This window comes from Saezia sanguinis (genome assembly GCF_963921665.1).
Taxonomy (GTDB): domain Bacteria; phylum Pseudomonadota; class Gammaproteobacteria; order Burkholderiales; family Burkholderiaceae_C; genus Saezia; species Saezia sanguinis.
This window is the reverse complement of record NZ_CAWUGC010000001.1, coordinates 116989-139703: the sequence shown is the minus strand read 5'-3', so window position 1 is coordinate 139703 and position 22715 is coordinate 116989. Positions and strand designations below refer to the sequence as shown.

The following is a 22715-nucleotide window of genomic DNA, read 5'->3' as shown; positions in this document are numbered from 1 at the left end:
CAAAAATGAAATCAATATCTGCCCCTGTAGTTTCAGATACTCAACCTGCGACTTTTACTGCATTTATGATTGAACCTTCTTCTTAACCTGGGGCGGCCTAGCGGTCTATTCTCAAAGGCCAAACATCACAACAACAAGGTTGAACAACATCCCAAAAATAACCACAACCGCTAACCCAAGCCAGGGGCCAAGCACTGAAAAATGAATCACATTCTTGATTCTTTGGCTACTTTTCAAAGCCTCGCCCTCATCCATCGCTTTCGGGCTTGCCTTGATATACGCAATAAATGCGCCACAAATGGCAGCAACCACAGAAAAGAACCATCCCCCTGCGTGCCACTCCACCATAACTTGATAGCCAGCCTGAGCAACTGCGCCTGACAACGCCGTCAAAACCATGACAGACAAATGCGATCTGAATATGCAGGCATACAGATTAAAAAATACCCCGGCACAAACAGCCGCCACACCCCCAACACAATAAAAGAAAAACCCAATAGGCAAAGTAAACAGAAATGCAAAAATCAGAGCAATTTCAGTGGCCCATTGCGATGAAACCCCTTGACGAGGCGACGTATTTTTTACATCTGCAACAACATTATCTTTATGACGCTGGATCAGCATATACCCATCCTCTATGCAAAACGTAACCTTCTCCATATATTCACAGTTACATGACCTGCTGATTAACAGCAACCCCACGCCGTTAAAAAATGGTCATATCTCATTTTTAATAACCAGGAATGCCCAGCCACCAAACAAAACTCCTGCAAAAGCAAAGTTAAGCACTCCTAGCCTCCCCTGCTCTAGTAAAGCCTGACGCTGATCGGCTGTCATTCGAACCACATCACCCAGCTTCACCAATGCAATCATCCCGCCACAAATTGCTGCAATACATGCCAACATGACATAATATTTTTCGAGTCCGAAATAAAACAATGAGCAGTAGACATACTGGATAACACCACCTGACAGTGCAGTACAAACCTCCACACTCCAGCAGTTCTCAAACCAGTCGACATACCGATAAAAAAGCCATGCGGTCAACAGAGCAGGAACTCCAGCAAGGAGCCATGGTATAACCGCAAATGGCCCCATAAAAGAAATCATCTGTGCGAAGAAAAGACACCCAAAAATCACAAAATCTTTTGATCGCCTTTCATTCCACTTTTTTCGCTCAATTTCAAAATCCTCATTCTGTTCATCAATTGCGGCTGGACTGCTCTCTATCTGAGGCTCATCGTTTTCATCATAAATCTGCTCATCTGCATATACAGTCTTACCAGGCCATACCAAACGCACTAAAGACAGAATGGTGCAACTTACTGCTGCTATAGCGCTGGGCCATACGATGGCATTGGAAAGATAACGCCATTGAAACAACGCAGACACATTCCCTATATAAAAAGTACCCAGCAAGCCCTTCGCATAAACAGTAATCATCAAATAAGCAGCTTCAATCCCCGCAGCGGCCACGGCTGTTACAACAATAACCCGCCACCATACCATTGATGATTTCTCCAAATGACTCAATAACATACCTGTAAGCAAGGCCGGTATACCGTACCTGGAGTATGTATCAATCACGGGTATATGGAAAAATGGCAGCATCCATGAAATATTGCCCCCCCGAATAAGCCATGTATCCAATATAGAAAGCAATAGCGCAACTATTGGCCCCCAACCTACAAATAACCAGCAGGCATTTCGCTGCGCCCCAGAATTCTCTATTGGTTTATTTTGTATGCCAGCCATCTCTTATCCTTGTCTATGCTTTATTTCAAACACACAAATCAAATATTTTTATATAACAGTTATTTCTGAAAATTAATAAATTTAAGGGTAAAAAAATTAAAACTGGTTAGAGAATTTGCTCATTTCAACCTCACTCCTTGTCGCGTCAAAATTATTTCCCCCTTACACAGCCGAACATGAACAGACTTGCAAACTTTTGTCTTCATTCCTTAAAGCCTGTTTAAAATGATTTTCTCATCTGTCATTTCCCGATAAACGTAGACACCAAATTTATGGCTATCCATCCTCCTTTCACAAAGACTGCAAGCACAATGATTGCCACTATAAACTTTATGCCAATCTTCCAAACAACAAATAAAACCCCTATCACAATGCCCATAAGCATCGTTACTGCAGATATATATTGAACAAAATCAATACCCAGCAAAGCTACAAACATCCAGCCGCCAAACAGCATTCCGGCAAATGCAAAATTGACAATGTTCAACCACTTTTGCGCTTGTAATGCGTGGCGTCGTATCGGCGTTATCCGTAAAATTCCCCTCAGCATTACCAATGCAAGCATCCCGCCACAAATCGTAGCAATAGATGCCAATGCAATACGGTACTCTCCCACCTCTGATAGAAAAAACCCCGTGTATATATACTGAGTACTCCCGGCTGATAATGCCGTACATGCAACAACACTCCAGCAAAATCGAAGATGGTTCAGGTACCAATAAAAAAGCCAGGCCGTCAGGAAAGCAGGAGCCCCGGCAAAACTCCAGGCTGGAATAATGAAAAATGGCCCTCCTGAGCTTATCTGTGCCAAACAAAGACATGCAAAAATTATTCCTCCCAGGTTTCTCTCTTTTTGCTTTTTAATCTTTGGCTGCAATTCTGTGCCGGAATCATTGATTCGTTGCTTGTGCACAGTAGCAGAAAACACACTCGACCCAGCGCAACTGTTCTTACCTTTGCAACTGCTTTTCATAGTGTTCCTTCTAGAAACCTATAGAAAATGAAAACTCGCTAAAAATATCATAATGACAACCCCCATCCATGGTCCTATGATGACAAAATAAATAACGTGGGCAATACTTTGTCTCCATGATGACGAAAACGCTTTCACACCTGTCCAGACTGTTCCCCTGGTATTCCACCATGCAATAATTCCACCACACAGCGCGGCTAATAATATGAAAACATAATCCCGGCCTGTGCCCCTGATCAAAAAAAGATACACATACTCCAGTGCGCCCGCAGATAAAGCAGTGCATGCCACAACACCGCCCCGTGACTTGAAGAGCGCCAGAAACCAGTTGAAAAACACCCCGGTCAGCAATGCGGGAAACCCGGCCACAAAATACACAAAGAAAGAAATTGGCCAGAGCATCCAGTTGAATAGACATGCCACGATCAGCATAAACACCAGCACTGGGGCTGAATGAAAAAACCGGTCGGTTCCCTCATTCATCAAGCCAGTTTCAACATCTGCATCATGCATCACCTGTTCTCCATTTTTCAAAATCAAATCATGTGTATTCGCTTTTACAGCCTGATCATTCTCTTTTACCTTCATCATCGTTAAATTTACTTATTTAACATTTATTTCTGAAATTTAAGAAATATAAAAGTAAAAAAAGAGGCAAAACCAAACTCAATGCCTGACTGAACAGGCATCCGTGCAATACACACAAAACTTTCAGTTACTTATGATTCTTTTTCTTTTGTTTTCCCGGAGCCACGGACAAGCTTCTGAATTCCGGCCCCCATTTTCAACACCTTTTGCATGGTAGCAGGCGATAACCGCATCATTTCCTCTGCCCATGAACCCAGCGTTTCCATCATTTCCAAGGTCTGTTTGACACGCTCCTGCGTATCTTTTCCTTCCTTGGCAAAAGCTTTATCCTGCGTGAGATCGCGCAGCATATGAATCGTTGGCGTAAATTCACGCTTCATGCGCTCTTGCACAATGATACGAAACAGCTCCCACACATCATGGCAGGATTCAAAATAATCGCGCCTGTCCCCCAGCGTATGGGTAATACGGACCAGACCCCAGTTTTGCAGTTCCTTCAAGCAGGTGCTGACATTGGAACGGGCCGTTCCCAGCGTTTCGCAAATCTCCTCAGCATGCAAAGCTTTGCCATGATAAAACAGCAATGCATGAATTTGGGCCATGGAGCGGTTCACACCCCAGGCTGATCCCATTTCGCCCCAATGGAGCACAAAGCGTTGAGCCGGTTCGGTTAGTTTCATGCTTTTAATTGTATTCTTAAACAGAATTTTCTGTCAATACAGAAATACATTGACTGCTTTCGGCAGCATACGTTTGCATATCCACATGCATTTTCCCCGTAAGCTTCACTATGAGCCTGTTTCTATGGTCTAATGCAGAAGTCTCTGTATGACGGTGTTTCACTCAACCATTGACTTATGCGCACTTTTCCATACTTTTTGACCCGGCCAATGCTCGCAGTATGTGTTGCTTTTCTGGCATTAACCAGCCTGCCAGGCTGTACATCAACCAATGAGCCACCTAGCTCCAATGCCACAGCACGCCCTGAGCAATGGGCACGGCCCATAGATGCCTCCATGAACCTGTATCAGATTGATGAGCTGCTTTATCGCAGCCAGCAACCTACAGCAGAAAACCTGGCGCAAATAAAAGCCCTCAATATTCAAACTGTCATCAATTTCCGCCAGCACCATTCAGATAAGACATTGCTGTCAGGTACCCAGATCAACGAGCAGCGCATCCCCATGTACACGGCAAATATTGACGATGCTGAAGTTATTGCCGCCCTGAATGCCATGATGCAGGCCAGACAACAGGGGCCGGTTTTGATCCATTGCCAGCATGGTGCAGACCGCACCGGCCTGATGAGCGCAATGTACCGTATCATTTATCAGGGCTGGAGCAAAGAGGCTGCCATTGAGGAATTGACGCAGGGGGGCTACGGCTTCCACACGATGTGGACCAATATTCCCCAATATATTCAAAGTGCAGATATTGCCGAATTAGTTCAACAGCTTCAATTCAAACCTGAGCCCAATGTGGCATTGCAGCCATAACCGATCCGTCTGATATAGGCACAGACGAGCTGGCCGGAGTCCATGAACGGCAGCTTAAGGTACGGTATGTGAATGTCAGCAAAACTGGCTGGGGAAAATGGCGTTTTTTAATCTTCGTCCATGTGCCTGATAAAACGGACTTCCATCTCACCAATGGTGATGACATCGCCATCTTTCAGCAACACGGGCTTGGAGGTGACAATGTCTCCATTCAGTAACGGGTTCATCCCGTCCACATGCGATAAAACCCAGCCCCGCTTCCCATAGGAAACTGAAGCAACCCCAACGCCCAGGCTGCCGATCGGGTTAACGGTTTTATCCAGCTCGACCTTGTCTTTTCCGGATTTAAGGCCTTTGGTAAATTCCAGATAGGCAGGAATGGATGTCATCGTATCCTGAAACCCTACTGTGGAAATCTGGGAGCCCGGCTGTGCAGCATAGTCCCCTGACGAAAATCTGGGCTTCTCTTTGACCGGCTTATCCATGCTATAAATCAGCCGGCATAACCCAACCATGATCTGCAGCCCGTCTTCGAGCTTGTAGGGCATATCAATCTTTTCGCCGTTGATATATGTTCCATTGGTACTGCCCAGATCCTCAATCACCATCGTATCATCGGAAATGATAATGACGGCATGATGCCCGCTGACCGTTGGGTCTGAGATCACGACCATGTTATCCGACCTGCGTCCAATGGTGGTACGCCCCTCCGTCAGATTAATACAGCGCTTTTCTCCAGCATGTATGATCGTCAACTGTGGATTGATCACTTCTTTTGGCATATACTTATTTAGGAAACATATTTCCGCTCAGACGTATTTATACTATAAAAAACCATCGTTCGCAGTAGATGTCGCATCTCTTTGCTCAGCCAGACATCTTATTTTAAACAGCCCGCCCCTTGCCCGACAATATTATATCCAGCCTTATGGGCCGCCTTATTCATGTGTTCCTTTATTTTTTTTGTTTTTAAGCATTTTATGAAGTATTCGGGCACATAATAACACACCAATAACACCGGCTACCCCACCCATATAATGCAAAACAGCAACCGGCTCATATACCTGTGTCTGTTGCGAAACTTCCACCCACGCCGCAGGCCATACATGCTGTGCAATAAACTGGTCTGCCACAGCCATGGTACCGGCAATCCATCCCAGCAGCATACCCCCCAGCGTAATGATCAGCGGGAACCGGTCCATCAGTTTCATCACAAACTGGCTCCCCCATACAATGATAGGTACACTGACCACCAGCCCGAATACCACCAGCAGCATATGATGATCCTGGTGCGCACCCTGCGCTGCGCTGGCAATGGCAATTACATTGTCAACACTCATCACCAGATCAGCCACAATGATAGTTTTCACCGCTTTCCACAGCTTGTCACTGGCCTGAATGCCCTCGTGATCATCCGGTGGCTCCGGCAACAGCAGTTTAGCGCCAATCACCAGCAACAGCAATGCACCGACTACTTTCAAGAAGGGTAAACGCAACAACTCCAGTGCAAAAAAAATCAGCACCACCCGCAAAACAATGGCGCCAGCCGTCCCCAGGACAACCCCTTTCAGCCGCTGCGCAGGTGCCAGCCTTCTGCACGCCAGGGCAATCACCACGGCATTATCCCCCCCCAGGAGAATATCAATCATGATGATGGAGCCGACAGCAAACCAGAATTGAGCAGTAAAAAATTCAGCCATCCGTTGTTCTTTTTCCCTCTAAACAGCCGCATTGTTGAGCGGTTGGCATGCAAACCTCCCGAATCCTTCAACAAAGCATATCTTCGGCCATTATATGCAACCTGTATCCGGCGCTCTATAGTCACTGCCCCTTGTCATAAAAAAGGGAGGCCGGTTATGGCCTCCCTCTAAAGTGAATACAATAGCGGCGCAAATTGCGGCTATTGCATGGTATTTATCCGATCAGTTTTTTGATCAGAGCACCCATTTCAGACGGATTGCGTGTTACTGTAAAGCCACACTCCTCCATAATCGCCAGTTTAGCGTCTGCTGTATCAGCGCCACCGGAAATCAAAGCACCAGCATGGCCCATGCGTTTTCCGGGAGGTGCCGTCACACCAGCGATAAAGCCAACAATCGGTTTTTTCATGTTGTCTTTGCACCAGCGTGCGGCATCAGCCTCATCAGAACCACCGATTTCACCAATCATGATCACTGCATCGGTATCCGGATCGTCATTGAATGCCTGCATCACATCAATGTGCTTGAGCCCGTTGATCGGATCACCACCGATCCCCACAGCGCTCGATTGCCCCAGACCCAGTTCGGTCAGTTGTGCAACAGCCTCATAAGTCAGCGTACCGGAGCGGCTCACCACACCAATACGGCCTTTTTTATGAATGTGCGCCGGCATGATACCAATCTTGATTTCTTCCGGTGTAATGATACCCGGGCAGTTCGGGCCCAACAGCAATGTCTTTTTGCCGCCGGCGGCTTCCTTGGCTTTCATCTTGTTGCGCACCACCAGCATATCCTTGATCGGAATACCTTCTGTGATACAGATCACCATATCCAGGTCAGCCTCTACAGCTTCCCAGATTGCTGCTGCGGCACCAACCGGAGGTACATAAATCACAGAAACAGTGGCACCGGTTTCTTTGGCAGCTTCTTTGACCGTGGCGTAAATTGGCACGTCAAAAATCTTCTCGCCGGCTTTTTTAGGGTTCACCCCGGCAACAAAACAGTTTTTGCCATTGGCATATTCAATACATTTTTCAGTATGGAACTGCCCCGTTTTCCCAGTGATCCCCTGGGTAATAACCTTGGTATTTTTGTTAACGTAGATAGACATGTCCGTATTCCTTACTTAACGGCTGCAACCACTTTTTTGGCTGCGTCGGCCATGGTATCAGCACTGATAATGGGCAGACCTGAATCAGCCAGAATTTTCTTACCCTGGTCTTCATTGGTCCCTTTCATGCGCACCACCAGAGGTACTTTCAGGTTCACTGCCTTACAAGCAGCAACCACACCAGTAGCAATGATGTCGCAGCGCATGATGCCACCGAAGATGTTGACCAAAATCGCCTTGACTTTGGGATTGCGCAGCATGATTTCAAACGCTGCGGTCACTTTTTCTTCAGTCGCGCCACCACCCACGTCCAGGAAGTTGGCAGGTGTGCCACCAAACAGCTTGATGGTATCCATCGTTGCCATGGCCAGGCCAGCACCATTAACCAGACAGCCAATGTCACCATCCAGGCTGATATATGACAAATCGTATTTAGAAGCTTCCAGCTCAGCCGGGTCTTCTTCGTCCAGGTCACGCAAAGCCACAATCTCAGGATGACGGAACAGTGCATTGCTGTCAAAGTTGAACTTGGCATCCAGCGCTTTGATATTGCCATCGCCTTCCAGAATCAGCGGATTGATTTCCACCAGGGAAGCATCAGTATCCATGTACACTTTGTACAGTTTTTTGAATACGTCAACAGCCTTATCCACTGAAGCGGCAGGAACACCAATACCGGTAGCCAGTTGCTTGGCCTGATCATCAGTGATACCGGTCGAAGGATCGGCAAACACCTTGATGATTTTTTCCGGATTCGTCTTGGCAACTTCTTCAATTTCCATACCGCCTTCACTGGAAGCCATCATGGCCACCTTCTGGCTGGCACGGTCGGTCACCACCGAAACGTAATATTCTTTCTTGATGTCAGCGCCTTCTTCGATCAGCAGCCGACGTACTTTCTGGCCTTCCGGGCCGGTCTGGTGCGTCACCAGTTGCATGCCCAGGATTTCACCTGCCAGTTTTTTAACTTCGTCAAGGGAGCGTGCCAGCTTGACACCGCCGCCCTTACCACGTCCGCCCGCGTGAATCTGTGCTTTGACAACCCAAATGCTGCCGCCTAATTTCTGCGCAGCTTCTACAGCTTCCTGTACGGTAAACGCAGGATAGCCGCGTGGTACCGGTACTCCAAACTGGCGCAGAATTTCCTTGCCTTGGTACTCATGAATTTTCATGGAATTGCTCTCTGAATGAGTCTGAGTGAAAACAAACCGGTTCCCCAACGCCATTTCCGCGCTGACAAACCCCGCTATGCATAGCATGATGCTTCTGATACTTTAACAGCGCTGCGCCAAGGGCATGCCCCCACATCAAAATGACCATGACAAACCCGTACTTAATAAATGGCTATCACACCTGTTTTACCAAGCCGCGAAGGCCCCGCGCATAGACAACTGCTCACAAAAAAGAATCCTGGCGCTCGTTGACAGTCAAAATGCAGGCCAGCCTGTCATATCGGACAAAAAAGCAATATGCTGATATATCAACAAGATACACCAGCGGCTCCGCTTGATTTACCGCATGGCCAACCTGCACCTTTGCATTTTCAAACACCAGAAAACCCTTGTGGTATTCAAAAAAATCATATATACCCCGCTACTTTAGCACGCCTGCCGGGGCTGCATTTCATCTTGATCAATAAAACCGTTTATCATTAGCTATCTTTTTTCATCAATCGGCAAGATTGATTCTGTTATGGAAAGTGCACTGCTAGGTTATTTTCTGGAATTTGGCAAAAGCTTTTTGCAAATTGTTGCAACACTGCTGCCCATCATGAATCCGCCCAGCGGCGCTGCGATGTTCCTTTCTGTCACGGAAGGCGCATCCGCCAAAACACGCCATGCATTAGCTAAAAGCATTTCTCGCAACTGCTTTCTGATGCTGATCATCTTCATCCTGCTGGGCTCGGTTGTACTCAAGTTCTTCGGCATTTCAAAAGACATTGTCCTCATCGGCGGCGGCCTGCTGGTCGTCAAAATGGGCTGGGGCCTTGTCAATGCCGACAGTTCCACACCGAAGCACGATGAACAACTGGCAGACTCCTACACGCCGGAAAAAATCCAGCAAACCGCATTTTTCCCGCTCTCATTCCCCATGACGGTAGGCCCCGGGACCCTGGCTGTGTGCATCACAGTGGGTGCCAGCTTTGCAGGGTCCACCGTCTCCATTACCGTTGCAAGGCTGCTTGGCGGCTTGCTGGGCATCATTTCGCTGGCCATCATCGTACGCGTGTGTTACGGATATGCCGAAAAACTGATGGACATGCTGGGGGAAACCGGCGCCGTGGTCTTCTTGCGCATTGCCGCGTTCATTTTGCTGTGTCTGGGTATTCAGTTGATATGGAACGGGATGGCAAGTGCCATCACTGAACTCTACCACCAGATGATCATTCCGCTGGCCAGCTCCACCAACCCGCCCGTTGCGCCACCCATGCCGGCACCTGCGGCGCAATAAACATCATGCTCCTGTGATCGGCTTCAGCGTAACGAAGCCGACATGGCTGAGCAGCAGTTCAGTATCCGCATGGCAACCTCTGTCGTTTGCGCCTCGTACGCAACTTGTGTCGCATCCAAGCGCCTGAACGTCGGCCAGCCACAAAACAGATCGGCCATGGCAGGCGATGTGGCACGAACAGTCACGGTGATCGGTTTTTGAAATGCCGCGCATACTTTTATCGCCTGGCTTTCGGAAACCGCCGCCGATGTGGTCGCCCGAATCAGTTCACACGATGCCTGGGGAGAAAGGGAAACGCCACTGTTCTGGCCCAAAGCCTGTTTCGTTTGGGCAAACAAGGCATCGGGAAACAGTGCTTTATTCTCCTCAATAAAAACATCGTCACCACTGCCCATGATCACCGGCACCCCATATTCACCAGCAACCGCACCGTAAATGGCCGCCTCGCCAACCGGAACGCCATTAAACAAAACTTCAGCAAACGCAAAGCTGTTGATGGTGTGCGCCAGAATTCCCCTTCCGCCAGCGCGCGAGTGATACCCGATCAGGCACAGGCCCTGCACCCCTGGCGTCACTCCCTGTGCCATGCTCAATACACGTGGCCGCCCCTGTATCACCTGTGCCCTGGCATCCAGCTCTCCAGCCAGCATGTTACGAAACCGCCCATGCGAATCATTGATAAGTACCTGCCTGGCCCCGCCATCATAGGCACCCGCAATCGCCGCATTGGCCTCTGCGGTCATCAACCGGCGTGCCTGCTCATATTCCGGGTTGCCAAAACGGGTCTGTTCAGGATGGTATACGCCAGCCACCCCTTCAATATCAACCGAGATCAAGATATTCATATCATTCCTTCAACACCAATGAGGCCGCCTCTCCAGCGGAAGCCCTGCCAGCGCATCCAGCAAAGACAGGCGCTGATGCCCCTGCCTACCCGTCAGCGTCTGTGCATGCCACAGTGCAGACAAAATCGCCTGTTCAATGCTATCGGCAACCGCCTCAAAAACATCGTTCAGCAAATTGTCATGCAGCAGCGCCACCTCATACAGATCGTTTAAAACATCCTGCGGCAGCGTATAAGCCGTCGAAAAGGCCAACGCAATATCCCCGCTGCCATGCCCATAGAATGACCCGGTACGGGCCAAACCCGCGCCAGCACGCACCGCCAGCCGGTGCAGTTGCCTGGCATCCAATGGCGCATCGGTCGCCACCAGCAAAATAATCGACCCCTTGTCCGCACCGTGCGATTCAGTGTGCGGCAAAGCAGCCAGGTCTTTCCCCACAGCACACCCGGCAACAGTCAGGTTCGCCAGTTGGCCAAAATTGGCCAGCACCAGTGCCCCTACCCGATAGCGCTTTGATGCTGAAACAGCAACCTCGCGGGAAGACGAGCCGATTCCGCCCTTCAGCTTGAAACACGACATGCCGCGCCCAGCACCGACAGCCCCTTGTGTAAAACGGCTCTGTGCCAACGCATACGCCTCAAGATAATGCGCCTCACTGACCGCCATTTGCTGAATGTCATTGAGATAGCCGTCATTACACTCCAGCACCAGCGGATTCACGGTCGGCAAATCCCGCCCGCAGGCCGGATTATCTTTAACACACTGCCTGATCTGTGCTGCCGACACGGCCGGAACGGCAAACGTATTGGTCAGCGCAATGGGCGTTTCCAGCACCCCCAATTCTTCAACCTGCACCAGCCCGACACTTTTGCCAAACCCGTTAATGACAGCCACCCCGGCCGGTACACGCTGCATGAACACATTGCCCTGGTGCGGACGTACAACCGTCACGCCGGTCTGAACATCACCCGCATCCAGCGTGGCATGCCCTACAGTCACGCCTGCAACATCGGTAATCGCATTCAGAGGCCCGGCGGCAAAACGGCCTATATGAGGCATTTTCATATTCATCATGCGTTTGGGTTGGTTACAGCCTGTCAATCTTGGGGTCTAATGCATCCCTGAGTCCATCGCCCAGCAGGTTAAAAGCCAGTACCGTGAAGAAAATAGCCAGCGCCGGAAATATAGCCACATGTGGCGCATTGATCATATCTGCACGTGCCTCGTTGAGCATTGCCCCCCATTCGGGCGTTGGCGGCTGAGCCCCCATCCCCAGGAACGACAGGCTTGCCGCCGTGATGATGGACGTGCCAATACGCATACTGGAATACACCACAATGGTCGAGATCGTCCCGGGCAGAATGTGCCGCACCAGAATCGTCCAGTCACTCGCCCCAATGCTGCGCGTGGCCTCAATGAACGTCTGGTTTTTCAGCGCCAGTGTATTGCCGCGCACCAGGCGCGCGAACGCAGGAATACTGAAGATGGATACCGCAACAATCACATTGAGCATGCCGGAACCCAGCATCGCCACAACCCCGAGTGCCAGCAAAATACCCGGAAATGCAAACAGCACATCCGAAATGCGCATCACAATTCTGTCCCACCAGCCTTCATAGTACCCCGCCAGCAGCCCCAGAAACACCCCAATAACGGCGCCCAGCATCACGGAAAAGAAGCCGGCGAACAAAGAAATACGCGCACCCATGATGATCCGGCTGAAAATGTCGCGCCCCAGCGGATCGACACCAAACCAGTGCACCATGGAGGGACCTTCGTTGAAGCGGTCATAGTCAAAGAAATTCTCTGCGTCAAACGGCGTGATCCATGGCGCCAAAACCGCCAGCACCACCAAAATCACGATAAATACCAGTGCGATCAACGCCACATGCTGTTTGCGGAACTTGCGCCAGAACTCGCTCCATGGCGTACGCACCGCAGTCGAAGCAGAAGAAACTGTTGTTGTCATTGAATCTGCCATGCCTAATCACCTCATTTATAGCGAATGGTGGGATTGATCAGCCCGTACAGCATATCCACCGTCAAATTGATCAGAATAAACTCCAGCGAGAACAGCAAGACCAATGCCTGAATGCAGGGATAGTCAAGGCTGCTCACCGATTCCACCAGAAAGCGCCCCAGCCCGGGCCAGTTGAATACCGCCTCCACCACGATGGACCCGCCGAGCAGAAAACCAAACTGCAGCCCCATCATCGTGACCACCGGAATCAGCGCATTGCGCAAACAGTGCTTGAGCAGCACCACACGCTCAGCCACACCTTTGGCGCGTGCTGTGCGCACAAAGTCCTCCTGCACCACCTCTACAAATGAAGCGCGCGTAAACCGGGCCATCACTGCGGCCACCGATGCTCCCAGGGTGATTGAAGGCAAAATGTAATGCTTCCATGAGTCAGCCCCCACCGTCGGCAGCCAGCCCAGTTGCACAGAAAAAATCTGCATCAGCAGCATCCCCAGCGCAAACGCCGGGAAAGACAAGCCCGACACCGCCAGCGTCATCCCCACGCGATCCGGCCACTTGTTACGGTACACAGCAGAAATTATGCCAATCACCATGCCGAAAATCACCGCCCACACCATACTGGCCAGCGTCAGTAAAAAAGTGGGCATGAACCGCTCTGCAATTTCTGTGAAAACCGGCCGGTTACTTTTAAAAGACGTCCCGAGGTCACCTTGAAACAATTTGACAAAGTAAGTCACAAACTGCTGCGGCAGCGGTTTATCCAACCCCATTTCACGCTCAATCAAGGCCACCGTTTCCGCATCGGCATCGGGCCCGGCTTTCAGGCGGGCCGGGCTGCCTGGCAAATTGTGAACAAACAAGAAGATGGCGACTGCCACAATCAGCAGGGTTGGAATCAACCCCAGCAACCGCTTCAAAAAATAATTCAGCATAAATACCAACCACATCCATGCAGATCAGCCATGTAACTCACCGCATTGTTCTCTGTTAAACCATAAACCCCTGCGTTCGGAAAAATCCACACGCACTTATAAATCAGCCCAAAATCACCTCTCCTGCACTTCTGCTCCCCTGCCTGCTACTCACTCACTGCCAGCTCGTTAATATCAATGTTGCTGTCCGGCAGCACATAAATCCCCGTCACCCGCTTGTTATGGGCATAGACTATTTCGTCTGTAACCAGCGGAGCCCATGGCAAATCAACGGCAAGCAGTTCCTGTGCTTTCTGATAAATCGTCCGTTTATCTTCATCACCCGTTGCTTTCAAAGCCTGCTCCAGATAAGCGTCAAACTGCGCACTGCTGTAATAAGCCGTATTGTTCAGCCCCGGCGGCCAGGCCTGCGTAGACAGCAGCGGACGCAATGCCCAGTCAGCCTCTCCTGTTGAGGTGGACCAGCCAATGTAATAAAGCCTCACACCTGCGGTTTGAGGGTCAGGCGCACCTTCCACCCAACCCGCGCGCTGACCTGATTCCAACCCCAGTATGCTGACCTTGATACCAACCTGCCCCAACTGCTGTTGCAAAAACTGCAATACCTTTTGCGTGGTCGTATTGTTGATACCGCCCCACAGTACTGATTCAAACCCGTTGGGATAACCCGCCTCGGCCAGCAGCGCCCGTGCTTTGGCCGGATCGTACGGCCACGGCGCCATCTTGTGCGCATAGGCTACCCCCTGCGGCACAAACCCCTGCGCCGGGAAAGCGTAACCGTTGAATGCCACCTTGGCCAGTGCCTCGCGGTTAATGGCGTAGTTGATCGCCTGGCGCACCCGTATATCATCAAACGGCTTATGCAGCATGTTGAACGAAAGATAGCGCATCATGATGGACGGCGTTGTAATCACCTGCAGACTGCGGTTGCTTTTAAGCCCATCCACTTGTTCGTAAGGCACCGGAAAAGCAAAATCCGCTTCGCCGGTTTGCAGCATCGCAGCGCGGGTGTTATTCTCCATCACCGGCATCCAGATCACCTCATCGACCTTGGGATAACCTGTCCGCCAATAGCCTTCAAACCGGGTGCCTTTGATAAAGTCGGTCTGCCGCCACTCGGCAAAAGTATACGGCCCGGTCCCCACCGGGTGAAAAGCAATATCTTTACCATACTGCTGCAATGCTTTGGGAGAAATAATGGCCGCCGATGGATGCGCGATGGTGTTGATGAAAGGCCCAAACGGCTCCTTCAGTACAAAACGCACCGTCAAAGGGTCCACCACTTCCACGCGTTCAATGCGGTTAAACTGGTTATAGCGTACCAGCGCATTGGCCGGGTCTTTGGCCCGGTCAAAATTCACTTTGACAGCGTTCGCATCAAAAACGGTGCCGTCATGAAACTTCACCCCTGAACGCAATTCAAACGTATAAACCAGCCCGTCATCCGACACGGTATAGCGCAGTGCCAATACAGGCTTGATCTCAAAGTTCCTGTCAAACTGGTACAGTCCCTCATAAAACGATTTGGTCACTGCCATGGTCATGGTGGTATTGGTGTTATATGGGTCCAGCGTTTCGGGTTGCCCGCCAACGGCCAGCACAACACGCGTTTGCGCCCTGGCCTGCATGGCGCATGCCATCACCACCACCATCAAAAAAACCGCTAACAGGCGGAAAAATCCAAATCGATACGTCATATTAATCATGTCTCCTGTTTCTTATCCAATCCTTACTGCAAATCACCAGGGCGTATTCACACACCCTCATTATCATTAATCATCATTAAATCTCTGCCCTTTCAAAAAGCCGGGTACCTGCACCGTTGAACTGTGCAGATACATGCCAGGCAGAGCCGGCAGCTCTGCCGGCTCTATCCCATTACGGCCTTACTTCGTTACAGCAATTTCAGTGAAATTGATATTGCTGTCAGGCATCACATACACACCGCTTAAGCGTTTGTTACGCGCATACACGGTTTCTTCGGTCACCAGGGGTGCCCACGGCAGGTCGACATACAGCAGTTCCTGCGCCTTACGGTACAGGTCACGCTTCTCGTCGTCGCTGGTGGATTTCAATGCGGCGGCAATATAACTGTCAAAGTTGCTGTTGCTGTAATACGCTGCATTGTTGAGCTTGGGCGGCCATGCTTCTGTGGTCAGCAGCGGGCGCAACGCCCAGTCTGCCTCACCGGTAGAAGCAGACCAGCCTGCATAATACATGCGTACACGTGATGTTTTAGGATCCTGCCAGCCTTCAACCCACTCGGTTCTCTGGCCTGGCTCCAGCGCCAGTACGCTGACCTTGATACCAACCTGCCCCAGTTGCTGCTGCAGGAACTGCAACACCTTCACCGTGGTGGAATTGTTATAGCCGCCCCACAGCACGGTTTCAAACCCGTTGGGGTATCCGGCCTCGGCCAGCAATGCACGCGCTTTAGCCGGATCATACGGCCATGGTTCCATCTTGTGCGCATAGCCTACGCCCTGCGGCACAAACCCCTGCGCCGGGAAGGCAAAGCCGTTAAATGCCACCTTACCCAAGGCTTCGCGGTTGATCGCATAATTCACCGCCTCACGCACACGCACATCGTCAAACGGCTTTTGCTGCGTATTCATCGCCAGATAACGCGTCACAATGGAAGGCGAGGTCAGGATATCCAGATTTGCGTTACTTTTAAGCGAATTGATCTGCTCATACGGAATCGGGAATGCAAAGTCCGCTTCGCCGGTTTGCAGCATCGCGGCACGGGTACTGTTTTCCAGCACCGGCTTCCAGGTGATGTTATCCACCTTCGGATAGCCCTGGCGCCAATAGCCTTCAAAGCGGGCGCCCTTCACATGGTCGGTCTGACGCCATTCCACAAACTTGAACGGCCCGGTGCCCACTGGATGGAAGGCAATGTCCTTGCCGTACTCCTGCAACGCTTTGGGCGAAATCATCCCTGCTGAAGAGTGTGCCAGCGAGTTGATGAACGGCGCAAACGGCTCCTTGAGCACAAAGCGCACTGTCAGCGGGTCCACCACTTCCACCCGTTCCACACGGTTAAACTGGTTATAACGCGCCAGCGCATTGGCCGGGTTCAGTACACGGTCGATATTGACTTTAACCGCTTCCGCGTTGAATTCTGTGCCGTCATGGAATTTCACCCCGGCGCGCAGTTTAAAGGTATACACCAGGCCATCATCTGAAACCGTGTAGCTTTCTGCCAGCACAGGCTTCACATTCAAGTCCTTGTCAAACTGGAACAGCCCTTCGTAAAAAGACTTGGTTACAGCCTGTGTCAACGTGGTGTTGGTATTGTACGGGTCCAGCGTTTCCGGTTGCTGTCCAATGGCCAGCACAACACTGGTCTGCGCCAGCGCATGACCGGCACCTGTCAGGGCGGCCAGCCCGATAATACCTGCAAGCAGGCGCGTTGCTACAAATCGATTTCTCATCAGAAGACTCCTTTGTAAAAGAATAAACCCCTATTCACCATAAGGCGTGCTCTTTTGCCACAGAGCGCGACCCTCATCAATACTCATCAGTAATCGGATGCTGAACCACAAAATGCCCCGGCCCCACTTCTACCATCGGCTTAATTACAGGCTCATAACCCAACGGGAAAACCGGACTCGGAATTTCCCCCTGCAGTAACTCATGCTTTTGGTGGCGCCGGGACGGATCCACCACCGGCACGGCCGACATCAGGCGTTTTGTGTAGGCATGCTGCGGATGTTCAAAAATGGCACGGCGCGGGCCAATTTCAACAATCTGCCCCAGATACATCACCGCCACACGGTGGCTGATACGCTCCACCACGGCCATGTCATGCGAGATAAATAGGAAGGCAATGCCCAGATCCTTCTGCAAATCCATCATCAGATTCACGATCTGCGCCTGTATTGACACATCCAGGGCCGATACCGCCTCATCGGCCACCACCACTTTCGGATTCAATGCCAGCGCACGCGCAATCGCAATACGCTGGCGCTGGCCACCGGAAAATTCATGTGGATAACGCTGCGCATATTCCGGCGGCAATCCGACCCGCTCCAGCAATTGGCGCACCTGCTCCTGCGCCTGTGCGCCCGAAGCGATACCGTGCACCAGCAAAGGCTCCATAATGGAAAATCCGACCGTCACACGCGGGTCCAGCGAAGCAAACGGGTCCTGAAAAATAAACTGAATATTCCTGCGCAGATGCTGCAACTGCCTGGTTGGCAAATCCAGAATGTTCTGCCCGTCAAACTCAATGCGTCCGCCCTGGCTGTCCACCAGTCGCAGCAATGAACGGCCCGTGGTCGATTTGCCGCAGCCCGACTCCCCGACCAAAGCCAATGTCTCTCCGGGGTACAGATCAAAGTTGACATGCTCTACCGCATGCACCTCGCGCTGTAACCGGTTCAAAATACCGCCCCGGATCTCAAAACGCGTGACCAGATTTTGCACACGCAAAATCGGCGCCTGATCATAGCGTGCCGTATTCACGATTTCCGCTGTATCTGCACTGCCCAGCAAAGGCTGGCTCTGCGCATCCAGCAACTCAAACTTGGCCGGATAATCGGTACCATTCATGGCACCCAGCTTGGGCACTGCTGACAGCAACGCACGTGTGTAAGGATGCTGCGGCGCTGAAAAAACCTGTTCGGAATCCCCCTCCTCCACACCATCACCACGGTACATCACCAGTACACGGTCGGCAATCTCTGCCACCACCCCCATGTCATGGGTAATGAACACAATGCCCATGTGCATTTCCCGTTGCAGCTCGCGCATCAACTCCAGAATTTGCGCCTGAATCGTCACATCCAGCGCCGTGGTCGGTTCATCGGCTATCAGCAGCGCCGGGCGGCACGATAAGGCCATGGCAATCATGACCCGCTGGCGCATGCCTCCGGATAATTGATGCGGGTAGCGCTTGAGCACGTTTTTCGCTTCCGGAATACGCACCAGCTCCAGCATGCGCAGCGCCTCGGCCAGCGCCTCAGTATGCGACTTTCCCTGGTGAATCATGATGGCTTCGGCAATCTGGTCGCCGGCAGTAAACACCGGGTTAAGCGAAGTCATCGGCTCCTGAAAAATCATCGCGATATCCGCGCCCCGAATGCGGCGCATGGTCGATTCGGACGCCGTTTTCAGGTCCAGAATATCTCCATTGCGACGCCGGAACAGCATTTCCCCGCCAATGATATGCCCGCCACCATATTCCACCAGACGCATTACCGACAAAGATGCCACCGATTTGCCTGAGCCCGATTCACCCACAATCGCCAGAGTCTCCCCCCGCTGCACATGAAAATCCAGCCCCTTGACCGCATCCACGGTCCGTTCTGAAGTGGCAAAACGCACCGTCAGCCCTTTGACAGATACGACACACTGGTCAGGCAACAACACCCCGGCTGGCGTTTGCACTTCTTGAGACAACCCTGCAGACATCCTAATCCTTCAATCCTATAGTTTTCACTCAGCGTAAATGGCCGTCACCGGTTCTGTCGCACCACGTGCATAGCCCCGGTACATGCCTTCGCTATTCATCGGCATGCAAACATTGCCCGCCGCATCCACAGCAATCAGCCCGCCGCGCCCGTTCATGGGCGGCAGCGTTTTCATGATCACCTGCTGCGTGGCCTGCTCCAGCGTCTGCTTGGCGTACAACATTCTGGCACACACGTCATATGCCGCCGCTACCCGGATGAACATTTCGCCATGTCCGGTACATGAAACTGCTGCGGCCCGGTCATCCGCATAAGTACCAGCGCCAATCAGGGGAGAATCGCCAATGCGGCCTGCATGCTTGTTAGTCATACCGCCGGTAGAGGTTGCCGCCGCCAGGTGGCCGTACTGATCCAGCGCCACCGCACCAACAGTTCCCATTTTGCGGCTTTCATCAATCGGCGGTTGCGGACCTTTTTGACTAACAACCACATCATGATCCAGCGCAACACGCTCTTGCTGCAAGGCTTTTTCCAACTGCTCTCGGCGCATCGGCGTAGAGAAAAAATCCGGCTCCACCCACGCCAGCCCGCCGTATTCACGCAAAAACTTTTCCGCCCCGGCCCCGGCCAGCAGCACATGGCGGCCATCCTCCATTACTGCACGCGCCGCCAGCACCGGATGCTGGATATGGCAAATACCCGCCACCGCACCGGCACGCAAATCGGCTCCGTTCATCACTGCGGCATCCAGCTCATGCGTACCGTCATGCGTAAACACCGCGCCATGTCCGGCATTGAACAGTGGATTATCCTCCAGCAGCGACACTGCCAGACACACTGCATCCATGGCGCTCTGCCCTTCCTGCAATGCCTGCTGTGCCTGCTGTAATATATAACGCAACCCGTCATGATAAGGCTTGGCCTGATGCTCATCCAGACCGCTTAACGCGCCGGCCCCGCCATGAATGGCAATCACTGGAATTCCCATAATTTCCTTAACCTTTCTTCTTTCGGTATGTACGGCTGTTTTTCTGAGCTGCCACCGGCTGATTGTCAATAACCCCCAATCGGTTGCGGGCAAACCACGGTATGGCGTGCTCAACAATCCGGTTGGCAACTTCAATGGCATCAGGCGTACGCAGCGATACTGCACTGACCAGCGCTTCAATCAGCGCCAGCACGCCTGTTTCGCAATTAGAACGGTAGCGCGACTGCGTCTGCGCATACAGCAGCACATCCGCAAACGGCACCAGTGGTGAGCGGGGACTGTCTGTCAGTGCCATCACCTTGACTTTTCTCTTCTTGGCAATTTCGACCAAGCGTACTGTATCATCCAGATAACGCGGAAAAGCAATTGCAATCAGCATATCCTCTTTGCCGCTGCGCGCCAGGCAACGCACCGCATGCATCACACCACCATTGGATACCAGCAGTTGCGTATGGTCACAACACGAATCCAGCCCATGGTGCAGCATACCACCCAGCCAGGCACTAGTCCCCAGCCCCAGAATATAAACACGGCGCGCCTGCAAAATACCCTGCACCGCCCGCTCGCAGGACTTCACATTCAAACGCTTTCGGGTGGCCTCGATGTTGCGCACACTTTCTTCCATCACCGAAGCAAATACCTCAGGCACCGTTGTGGGCGTTGCCAGATTGCCGCGCAAATGGTTCACCGGCGTGAGCAAGGGCTCAAACCCGCGCACCAGCTCGCTGCGAAAAGCAGCATAACCATCAAACCCCAAAGACCGTGCAAAACGGTTCGCCGTGGCCACCGACACGCCGGCAGCATCTGCCAGCTCGTCAATCGGCATGGTCACCACATTCAGCGGGTTTTTCAGCACATAGTCAGCCAGATACCGGTGCGACTTTGTCAGACTCGGTATTGCCTGTACGATCTTTTCCTCAATATCAGCCATTGCCTGTGCACCCGCTTGCAACCATCAAAACGCCCACGGTTATACATATTTGCAATTTGTAAAAAATATTACAAAATAGATAAAAATGTAAATTTTTGATCATACTAAAACAAAAATCACGAACCGTCATGATTCTTTTGAATGAAACCGACAAGCTGGATGGATATTTCTTTTTCTTTTGTCCCATGACAAAGAACCAGGCAATGAATATGTCACTTAAATCAGACAAAATATTGTCATTGCACGCCATACACAACAAAAAATATTCACGTTACGCCACTTTGTCGTTCAATTTGATGTGCATCAAATTTGTATATTTCGCATGATCCCACTCAAATAAAAGGCCGCATCGCCGCGGCCTTTTATCAAGACACCCGATTCAGCAACCGGCTTCAGGGTAATGCGGGGTAATCAATATAACCTTTTTCACCACCCCCATAAAACGTGGTTTGATCCGGTGTATTCAAAGGCGAACCGTCACGCAGGCGGCGCACCAGATCCGGGTTGGCAATATACGCCCGCCCAAATGACACCATATCGGCGTAGCCGCTTTCCACGGCTTTTTGTGCGCTGGCACGGTCATAACCATTATTCACCATCCACAGCCCCTTGCCGCCGGCCTTAGTATAAGCCGCTTTCAGTTGCACATAATCGAACGGCTTGCCACCTATCTGGTAATCACGCGGCCCGCCGGTTGCACCTTCAATCACATGAACAAACGCCAGCGGGAACTTGGCCAGCTGCGCCACAAAATAATCAAACACCTCCTGCGGATTCGGGTCTTCCAGACCATTGGCGGGTGCTGCAGGTGAAATCCGGATTCCGACCGGGTGCCCGGCTGCGGCCTCTATGGTTGCCGCCACCACCTCCAATGGGAAACGGGCACGGTTTTCAACGCTGCCACCGTAAACATCGGTGCGGTGGTTGGCGCCTGAGCGCAAAAACTGATCCAGCAGGTAACCATTGGCAGCATGAATTTCCACACCATCAAACCCGGCTTCAACTGCGGCCTTCATGGCATGGCGGTAATCATCACATACACGCGGCAGTTCTTCGGCCAGCAAAGCACGCGGCATAGACGTTTCCAGAAAACCGCCGGTGCCATCTGCATTGATCACATAAACGCGTGATTTCGCCTGAATCGCCGAAGGCGCCACCGGTGCCTGCCCGTCTTTTTGCAATGCCGTATGCGAAACACGCCCCACATGCCACAATTGCGTGACAATGCGTCCCCCAGCCTGATGCACTGCCGCAGTCACCTGCTTCCAGCCCTGCACCTGCTGGGCCGTATACAACCCAGGCACATCCGAATACCCCTGCCCTTCCTGTGTAATGGAAGTACCTTCGGAAATCAGCAGCCCTGCCGTTGCACGCTGCTGGTAATAAGTAGCCATCATGGCTGTCGGCACACCATCAGGTGCACGATTACGCGTCAGCGGAGCCATTGCAACACGGTTTGCCAGCGCCACCGTACCCATATTTACTTTATCAAACAAAGTCTTTGCCATATCGTTCCTTATCATTGTTATACATTGCCAGCAATGGTA

At 51.5% G+C, this 22715-nt stretch carries 21 protein-coding genes; 2 read left to right on the top strand and 19 right to left on the bottom strand.

What is annotated here, in order from left to right; all coding sequences use genetic code 11:
* Positions 1–111: 111 nt before the first annotated feature.
* From AACY98_RS00660 to AACY98_RS00640, 5 genes are all read right to left on the bottom strand, one after another.
* Entirely contained in the window at positions 112–624 is a 513-nt protein-coding gene (locus AACY98_RS00660; protein ID WP_339800293.1) for a hypothetical protein, read from the bottom strand.
* 93 nt (positions 625–717) lie between these two features.
* Positions 718–1755, bottom strand: a complete 1038-nt coding sequence (locus tag AACY98_RS00655; protein WP_339800291.1) for a hypothetical protein — start codon at positions 1753–1755, stop codon at positions 718–720.
* A gap of 241 nt (positions 1756–1996) precedes the next feature.
* Positions 1997–2728, bottom strand: a complete 732-nt coding sequence (locus AACY98_RS00650) for a hypothetical protein (RefSeq protein ID WP_339800289.1) — start codon at positions 2726–2728, stop codon at positions 1997–1999.
* Positions 2729–2746: 18 nt separating this feature from the next.
* The gene (locus tag AACY98_RS00645; protein ID WP_339800287.1) at positions 2747–3319 is read right to left on the bottom strand and encodes a hypothetical protein; all 573 of its coding nucleotides are present in this window, start codon (positions 3317–3319) and stop codon (positions 2747–2749) included.
* 128 nt (positions 3320–3447) lie between these two features.
* Positions 3448–3996, bottom strand: a complete 549-nt coding sequence (locus tag AACY98_RS00640; protein ID WP_126979891.1) for a GbsR/MarR family transcriptional regulator — start codon at positions 3994–3996, stop codon at positions 3448–3450.
* A 210-nt stretch (positions 3997–4206) separates the two neighbouring features.
* Here AACY98_RS00640 and AACY98_RS00635 point away from each other — a divergent pair, with 210 nt between their 5' ends.
* Complete coding sequence (locus tag AACY98_RS00635) at positions 4207–4812, top strand: dual specificity protein phosphatase family protein (protein WP_339800284.1); 606 nt, start codon at positions 4207–4209, stop codon at positions 4810–4812.
* A 107-nt stretch (positions 4813–4919) separates the two neighbouring features.
* Here AACY98_RS00635 and AACY98_RS00630 read toward each other — a convergent pair whose 3' ends face one another.
* The 4 genes from AACY98_RS00630 to sucC all read right to left on the bottom strand — a co-directional run bounded on the left by AACY98_RS00630 (position 4920) and on the right by sucC (position 8795).
* Complete coding sequence (locus AACY98_RS00630; protein ID WP_126979893.1) at positions 4920–5594, bottom strand: FHA domain-containing protein; 675 nt, start codon at positions 5592–5594, stop codon at positions 4920–4922.
* A gap of 156 nt (positions 5595–5750) precedes the next feature.
* Entirely contained in the window at positions 5751–6512 is a 762-nt protein-coding gene (locus tag AACY98_RS00625) for a TerC family protein (protein ID WP_339800280.1), read from the bottom strand.
* A 214-nt stretch (positions 6513–6726) separates the two neighbouring features.
* Positions 6727–7623 carry a succinate--CoA ligase subunit alpha gene (gene sucD / locus AACY98_RS00620; protein ID WP_126979895.1) on the bottom strand — a complete coding sequence of 299 codons (897 nt, stop codon included), beginning with the start codon at positions 7621–7623 and terminating at the stop codon, positions 6727–6729.
* Between the two features lie 11 nt (positions 7624–7634).
* On the bottom strand, positions 7635–8795 hold the full coding sequence (gene sucC / locus AACY98_RS00615) for an ADP-forming succinate--CoA ligase subunit beta (protein WP_126979896.1): 1161 nt from the start codon (positions 8793–8795) through the stop codon (positions 7635–7637).
* Between the two features lie 520 nt (positions 8796–9315).
* Between sucC and AACY98_RS00610 the strand changes: the two genes are divergently transcribed.
* Positions 9316–10074, top strand: coding sequence for a MarC family protein (locus AACY98_RS00610; RefSeq protein WP_339800275.1), 759 nt, complete (start codon positions 9316–9318; stop codon positions 10072–10074).
* Positions 10075–10097: 23 nt separating this feature from the next.
* Here the strand turns inward: AACY98_RS00610 and AACY98_RS00605 are convergent, their stop codons facing one another.
* The 10 genes from AACY98_RS00605 to AACY98_RS00560 form a co-directional block, all read right to left on the bottom strand.
* Positions 10098–10919 carry a M55 family metallopeptidase gene (locus tag AACY98_RS00605; RefSeq protein WP_339800272.1) on the bottom strand — a complete coding sequence of 274 codons (822 nt, stop codon included), beginning with the start codon at positions 10917–10919 and terminating at the stop codon, positions 10098–10100.
* A gap of 9 nt (positions 10920–10928) precedes the next feature.
* The gene (locus tag AACY98_RS00600) at positions 10929–11978 is read right to left on the bottom strand and encodes a P1 family peptidase (RefSeq protein WP_339800270.1); all 1050 of its coding nucleotides are present in this window, start codon (positions 11976–11978) and stop codon (positions 10929–10931) included.
* A 28-nt stretch (positions 11979–12006) separates the two neighbouring features.
* A complete protein-coding gene (gene gsiD / locus AACY98_RS00595) occupies positions 12007–12888 on the bottom strand; it encodes a glutathione ABC transporter permease GsiD (RefSeq protein WP_239442298.1) in 882 nt (293 codons plus the stop codon).
* A 23-nt stretch (positions 12889–12911) separates the two neighbouring features.
* On the bottom strand, positions 12912–13832 hold the full coding sequence (gene gsiC, locus AACY98_RS00590) for a glutathione ABC transporter permease GsiC (RefSeq protein ID WP_126979901.1): 921 nt from the start codon (positions 13830–13832) through the stop codon (positions 12912–12914).
* Positions 13833–13978: 146 nt separating this feature from the next.
* Positions 13979–15529: a glutathione ABC transporter substrate-binding protein GsiB gene (gene gsiB / locus AACY98_RS00585; protein ID WP_423817498.1), complete on the bottom strand. Its 1551-nt coding sequence runs from the start codon at positions 15527–15529 to the stop codon at positions 13979–13981.
* Between the two features lie 189 nt (positions 15530–15718).
* Complete coding sequence (gene gsiB / locus AACY98_RS00580) at positions 15719–17269, bottom strand: glutathione ABC transporter substrate-binding protein GsiB (protein WP_339800266.1); 1551 nt, start codon at positions 17267–17269, stop codon at positions 15719–15721.
* Positions 17270–17345: 76 nt separating this feature from the next.
* Positions 17346–19250: a dipeptide ABC transporter ATP-binding protein gene (locus tag AACY98_RS00575; RefSeq protein ID WP_339800263.1), complete on the bottom strand. Its 1905-nt coding sequence runs from the start codon at positions 19248–19250 to the stop codon at positions 17346–17348.
* Between the two features lie 24 nt (positions 19251–19274).
* A complete protein-coding gene (locus AACY98_RS00570; RefSeq protein ID WP_339800261.1) occupies positions 19275–20237 on the bottom strand; it encodes an isoaspartyl peptidase/L-asparaginase family protein in 963 nt (320 codons plus the stop codon).
* 7 nt (positions 20238–20244) lie between these two features.
* Positions 20245–21168, bottom strand: coding sequence for a MurR/RpiR family transcriptional regulator (locus AACY98_RS00565; RefSeq protein WP_126979906.1), 924 nt, complete (start codon positions 21166–21168; stop codon positions 20245–20247).
* 392 nt (positions 21169–21560) lie between these two features.
* Positions 21561–22676 carry an alkene reductase gene (locus tag AACY98_RS00560; RefSeq protein ID WP_339800255.1) on the bottom strand — a complete coding sequence of 372 codons (1116 nt, stop codon included), beginning with the start codon at positions 22674–22676 and terminating at the stop codon, positions 21561–21563.
* Positions 22677–22715 lie beyond the last annotated feature (39 nt).